The organism is Paraclostridium sp. AKS73 (genome assembly GCF_025671395.1).
Lineage (GTDB): Bacteria > Bacillota > Clostridia > Peptostreptococcales > Peptostreptococcaceae > Paraclostridium > Paraclostridium benzoelyticum.
In genome coordinates this window covers 1-6,033 of sequence record NZ_JAIXHU010000069.1, presented here as the reverse complement: position 1 = coordinate 6,033, position 6,033 = coordinate 1, and the positions used below count along the sequence as shown (strand labels likewise).

At 27.5% G+C, this 6,033-nt stretch carries 6 protein-coding genes; 2 read left to right on the top strand and 4 right to left on the bottom strand.

Features of this window, described 5'->3' with window-relative positions:
* The first annotated feature begins 50 nt into the window (after positions 1-50).
* Complete coding sequence (locus LEQ07_RS23300; RefSeq protein WP_442952444.1) at positions 51-698, top strand: NAD(P)/FAD-dependent oxidoreductase; 648 nt, start codon at positions 51-53, stop codon at positions 696-698.
* 71 nt (positions 699-769) lie between these two features.
* Here the strand turns inward: LEQ07_RS23300 and LEQ07_RS19340 are convergent, their stop codons facing one another.
* The 3 genes from LEQ07_RS19340 to LEQ07_RS19330 all read right to left on the bottom strand — a co-directional run bounded on the left by LEQ07_RS19340 (position 770) and on the right by LEQ07_RS19330 (position 3,224).
* On the bottom strand, positions 770-1,477 hold the full coding sequence (locus LEQ07_RS19340) for a hypothetical protein (RefSeq protein WP_142730166.1): 708 nt from the start codon (positions 1,475-1,477) through the stop codon (positions 770-772).
* 106 nt (positions 1,478-1,583) lie between these two features.
* Positions 1,584-2,414: a metallophosphoesterase gene (locus tag LEQ07_RS19335; protein WP_263331886.1), complete on the bottom strand. Its 831-nt coding sequence runs from the start codon at positions 2,412-2,414 to the stop codon at positions 1,584-1,586.
* 141 nt (positions 2,415-2,555) lie between these two features.
* Entirely contained in the window at positions 2,556-3,224 is a 669-nt protein-coding gene (locus LEQ07_RS19330; protein WP_263331885.1) for a YkgJ family cysteine cluster protein, read from the bottom strand.
* Positions 3,225-3,495: 271 nt separating this feature from the next.
* Here LEQ07_RS19330 and LEQ07_RS19325 point away from each other — a divergent pair, with 271 nt between their 5' ends.
* The gene (locus tag LEQ07_RS19325; protein WP_046824288.1) at positions 3,496-5,094 is read left to right on the top strand and encodes a peptide chain release factor 3; all 1,599 of its coding nucleotides are present in this window, start codon (positions 3,496-3,498) and stop codon (positions 5,092-5,094) included.
* A 455-nt stretch (positions 5,095-5,549) separates the two neighbouring features.
* Here LEQ07_RS19325 and LEQ07_RS19320 read toward each other — a convergent pair whose 3' ends face one another.
* Positions 5,550-5,897, bottom strand: coding sequence for a hypothetical protein (locus LEQ07_RS19320; protein WP_263331884.1), 348 nt, complete (start codon positions 5,895-5,897; stop codon positions 5,550-5,552).
* Between the last annotated feature and the right edge of the window lie 136 nt (positions 5,898-6,033).

Sequence of the window (6,033 nt, the reverse complement as noted above, 5' to 3'; positions counted from 1 at the left end):
TATTATATAAAGTATATAAAAATTATTAAAATAAATTAAAGGATTTTTACATATGGAGAAATTTATTAAAAACAAAAACTTTAAGTACAAGAGATAAGTTTACTATAACCCCAAATTTTAAAACTCCATTCATATCACCTGAAAATATAATTCATATAGGTGAGATTGCACAAAAATATAATGGTGTACTTAAAATTGGAACTAACCAAAAAATTTCAATAATAAATATTGATGAAATAAATTTACAAAGAGTTATAGACGATTTAAATTTTGATTGTGTTCCTAAAGGCAAAAACTTGCTGACAAATATAACAGTTTGTACTTCTAATTTTTGTAGAATGTCTAAATACCCTACAATAGGTATATATATGAAAATAGTAAATGAGTTTTACGGTATAGAATTACCTTCAAAAACTAAAATAGCAATATCTAGCTGTAAAAACTCATGTGTAAGTGCATATGTTAAAGATATAGGTATTTTAGCTGATTCAAATGGTAAGCTGTTTATAACTGTTGGAGGTTGTGCTGGAACTAATCCTAAATCTGGATATGTACTAGCATCTGACTTAGATGAAAAAAGCACATATAAACTTTTTAAAAGTGTTATTAAATATTATCAATCAAATGCTAATTCAAAAGAGAAACTTAGAGATTTTATAGATCGGGTAGGTTTTGAAAATTTTAAATCTAATCTGTAATATAAAAATTTACCTAACATAAAAAAGCCTGAAAATACCAATCTATTTTCAGCTTTTTTATTATTAATATTTTAGTTTTCAGTCTCTTCGCCAGGTAAAAATAATAACCCTTTGTATATTATATTATTTTTACTGCCTTCTAAACTCAATAACGTTTGTATCGATGCTAAAGTATCTGAATTTGCCACTCCTACTACTCTTTGCAAAATAATAAGTTCATAAAAATTATTATATATCTGCTTTGTAGGTAATATAGCACTTGGAGCATCTACATATGGTTCATATGTAGGCTTAACTTTACCATCAGGCGTATATATTAAATTTAAATAGTCTTTAGGTCTTGCAGCTAAATTTAATGAGTATTTATTTTCTCCACAGTTAATATTTAGCTTATAGTTTTCTTTATATGATGCTTGACACTTATTGTTATCATAAAATGTATTTTGATTGAAAATCTCTACTAATTTTCCATTTTCATATTTATAAATAACCCCTATTTCAAAACCTCCAGATCCTCCAAATCCTCCTCTTACCATTATGTCTGATCTATTATTCCCAGTAAAATCCCCTAAAAAAAGTTGCATATCATATCCACTATATGGAAATTTAATGGATATAGAGTTTCCATTTTCTTGATTTAAAACAATCTCTATTTCATCTACATAAGAACTCCCTTTATAAGGTGAAATACCTATTAAAATCACATCATCTTTTGAATTATCCCCAGTTACATTCCCATTTGCAAAATCTACCATAACTTTTTCAGTTGAATTGTTCATAGTTATCCTCCAATTAGATTTTTCAATTATATTATTTTATGTTATATGATTTTTTTAGTTACTATAAAATTTTTCTACCATGTAATACAACTGAATTCTAATTTGCTCAAATATTAAATACTACAATTTCTGGAGGATTTAAAAACCTTAACGGAATGCTTGTCATTCCAATTCCGCTACTAACATACATTTTTGTACTATCATTTATTCCTACATTCTTTTCTGAGTATAGTCCTTTAACATATTTATGTGCTCCTACTGGAAGTATTTTATCTGTTAGAAATGGGATAGTTACTTGAACTCCATGTGAATGCCCACTTAGAATAAAATTCTCGCTTGAAGATGTCATTAATTCTACAACATCTGGTTCATGAGTGACTACTAAATTAAATTTATTTTCTTCAATTTTGTAATCAGATTTTTTAGTATTTCCAAGTAAATAATCATCATATCCAATTATGTTTAAGTTTAAATCATTTATATATGAACTTTCGTTTTTTAGAACTTTAAATCCACCTCCACTCATAAATTTTTCATATACTCTAGAAGCTCCACCTCCATAATCGTGATTTCCAAACACGGCATACTTCCCGTATTTTGCTTCAATTTTACTTAAACTATTCTGAAGACTATCAGTATCTAGTAAAGAGTAATCCCTTGCATAATTATCTAAAAGATCGCCTCCAAATATAACAATATCTGGATTTTGATTATTTATCTTTTTAACTATCTTATCTATATTACTTTGAGAGTATAGTTTCCCAAAATGTGTATCTGTAAAAAATACAACCCTACAATCTTTTATATCTTTAACTTTCAAATCTATATTTTTAACCCTTAGCATAGAAGGCTCTATGTATCTTGCATATGAAAACATAAGCAAACATATAGTAACTGTTAAAATTATTAGTTTAAATATTTTGTTTAGTAATTTCAAATTCTCTCTCCTTTTTTATTACCTTTTAATAAATATAAATTTATCATTTTTATATTACATATATGTTACATTTCAATTATAAAAAAAGCTGTAAATAGTTTATATTTTCATAAATCTATTTACAGCCTTAATATAATTGAACTAAATAATTCCTAGTTTATTTTTTACCTCAGGTAGATTTTTCATAAATGTAGAATAAAAATCTTTACCTTCTTCTATTTCAACACGATAGCAGTTATCTAATAAGGTTTTATTAATTTCCTCAATTTCTTTTTCATCTCTCACAAACTTTAAGCGGAAAGTTAGTGCTTTAATAAACTTATACCACTCTAATATAAATTTCTTATTCTCGTCGTAGTTATCGATTCCTACCCATTGTCTTACTTTTATATCCTTTAAATCTTCTTTGGGACAGTTTCCTACCTGTAAGAAGTACTTAAAATCATCATCTTTATATACTCTTCCAAGTGGAAATAAGCGACAAATATTCGGGCGTTTAGAGTGAATAGTACATCTTCCTTCTTTATTTAAAAAGCTACAGTTTTTGTTATCATCATTCATTTTTAAATATGGCAATAAAATTTTATTATTTTGACGTAATTCAATGTTTTGTCCTACTAGTTCATCAAATTCAACTCCTAAATATGTAACCATTTCATATACATCAAAAGGCGTAAGAATTACTAATTCTCCAACATCACGACAACAATCATTACATCCATCACAACCACATGTATCTGCTTTTACTATATCTTCAATATCATATAATTTTCCATCTGAAATTTCTTCTAGTATATTTATAGATCTCATTTACTTTTTCCTCTTTCTTTTTTAGCTTTCTTTAAAATCCTTAATAAGTACTATTATACTAAAAATTTACTTACAACTTAATATATTTTCTATTTATTCAAAAGAAAATATCATTCTTTTAATTTAATTTTAAAGCTTAAATAAATCTCCTTATTGCTATAATTTAGTCCGTTTCTATATTGACAGTTTTGCAATAAAATTATAATATCAATAGGGTTATAGTTTTTTTATATTTGGATAATCATAAAATTAAAATAAAGGATGATAAAAAATGACAGAACAAAATTTAAGCTTGATTGATGAAGTTAAAAGAAGAAGAACTTTCGCAATCATTTCCCATCCCGATGCAGGAAAAACCACATTAACTGAAAAGTTTCTACTATATGGTGGAGCAATTCGTGAAGCAGGATCTGTTAAATCAAGAAGATCTCAAAAACATGCAGTATCTGACTGGATGGAAATTGAAAAACAAAGAGGTATATCTGTTGCATCAAGTGTTCTTCAATTTGAATATAACAACTTTTGCATAAACATTCTTGACACACCAGGACATCAAGATTTCAGTGAGGATACTTATAGAACTCTTATGGCAGCAGACTGTGCAGTAATGGTTATTGACTCTGCTAAAGGGGTTGAGGAGCAAACAAAGAAATTATTCCACGTTTGTAAAATGAGAGGAATTCCAATTTTCACATTCATAAATAAAATGGACCGTCAAGGAAAAGACCCATTTGAACTACTTGAAGATATTGAAAATGTATTAGGAATTCGTTCTTGCCCAGTAAACTGGCCAATTGGTTCTGGTAAAGAATTTAGAGGTGTATTTAACCGTCATAAAAATCAAATAGAATTATTTGATGATGGTAACCACGGACAATCTATTGCTAAGTCTATAACTGGAGAGGTAACTGATGAAAAATTCAATACTTTATTAGGTGATGCTCTTCATGAAAAATTACTAGAAGATATAGAACTTTTAGATATAGCTGGTGATAATTTTGATTTAGATAAAATATTAAATGGTGAATTATCTCCTGTATTCTTCGGAAGTGCCCTTACTAACTTTGGTGTTGAACCATTTTTAGAGTCATTTTTAGAGATAACACCACCACCTATGCCTCGTAGCAGTAACTTAGGTGATATAGACCCTAATTCTGATAACTTCTCAGGATTTATATTTAAAATCCAAGCTAATATGGATAAAGCTCATAGAGATAGAATTGCATTCCTTAGAATTTGCTCTGGTAAATTTGAAAAAGGTATGTCAGTAAATCATGTTCAAAGAAATAAGAAGATAAAACTTTCTCAACCACAACAGTTTGTGGCACAAGACCGTGTTATAATAGATACAGCTTATCCAGGAGATATTATAGGTATACACGACCCAGGTATATTTAATATTGGTGATACTTTAAGTGAAAAACAATCAAAGCTTGAGTACACTGGTATACCACAATTTGCTCCTGAACATTTTGCAAGAGTTTCTACAAAGAATGCTCTTAAGCGAAAGCAATTTGTAAAAGGTATTACACAATTAGCAGAAGAAGGTGCTATACAAGTATTCAAACAACCTAACTTTGGTATGGAAGAACTTATAGTAGGAGTTGTTGGAGTCTTACAGTTTGAAGTTTTAGAATATCGTCTAAAGCAAGAGTATGGTGTTGAGATGATGATGAATACACTATCTTACCGTTATATACGTTGGATTGAACCTGAGACTTTCAATTCAGATAAGCTTTCGATGACAATGGATACAATACTAGTTGAAGATAAAAATAGAAATCCAGTATTGTTATTCCAAAATGAATGGTCTATTAGACATCTACTTGAAAGAAATGAAGGTTTAGTTTTAAGAGAAACTTCTTTATAAATATCAATCCCCCTACGTCTGCTTTTTTTACATAGGGGGATTAATTAATATAGAGCATAAATAATTAGTTTCTTCTTTAATAGTAAGTGAATAGATTAATATCTTTGAATCTGAAGTGACTATCTAAATATTTTATCTAAACTCTAATCTTTAGATAGTCTATATGCATTCATCAATTTATTGTCGAACTCAAAATATAATAACTGTGAATTTTTCAATTGTAGTTTTAATAGTCTACATCTTTATTAAATTTTTATTTTTGGATACTTATCATCCGCTGGAGTAATATTTAGTATGTTATATATTCTTATTCTTAGCTTTTATTCTTTAAGTACTTTTCTATATTAATTTATATTTTTATCCTTTTTGAACAAGTACATTTAAGCAGAAATTTTTATAATATAAAACCCCTATACATATTTTCCATGCATAAGGGTTTTTGATTTGCTATATTTTTAAGTGTTATCTACTTCACTTTTGCTTTCTATAGATAGATATATAGCCAAGTTGCCTGTTAATAGCATAAACATAGCTATACCTTTCATCATAACAAATAGTTTTGTTATAAAACTCGCTGGATTTATGTCCTCAAAACCAGCAGTATAGTACAGCATATCCACTATATTTTCTATATTACAGCTAAACATCTCTATATTTAATAACTCATTTCCAATTGTCTGTAGTGCATAAAATAATATTGTATAGTCTAAAACTAAATTGACTAAACTAACCATTGCTAAACCAATTAATCTTATTTTTCCATCTACATCCCTTTCTTCTTTTCTATAAGTTTTCTTTACCATATCTCTTATAAATACTAAAAAAAACTGTATAGGCCTTGATATTCCAAAAATATAGACTGTGCTTAATAGCATAATTAATTTAATAATAAAATAAGTATCTCTGTATATATTAGTACTAAATATAGTAATAATATAT

What these genes read in the sequence shown, in the direction of transcription:
- LEQ07_RS19340 (WP_142730166.1), bottom strand. Translation starts at nt 1,477, where the DNA reads ATGAACAATTCAACTGAAAAAGTTATGGTAGATTTTGCAAATGGGAAT.
- LEQ07_RS19330 (WP_263331885.1), bottom strand. Translation starts at nt 3,224, where the DNA reads ATGAGATCTATAAATATACTAGAAGAAATTTCAGATGGAAAATTATAT.
- LEQ07_RS19325 (WP_046824288.1), top strand. Translation starts at nt 3,496, where the DNA reads ATGACAGAACAAAATTTAAGCTTGATTGATGAAGTTAAAAGAAGAAGA.
- LEQ07_RS19320 (WP_263331884.1), bottom strand. Translation starts at nt 5,897, where the DNA reads ATGGTAAAGAAAACTTATAGAAAAGAAGAAAGGGATGTAGATGGAAAA.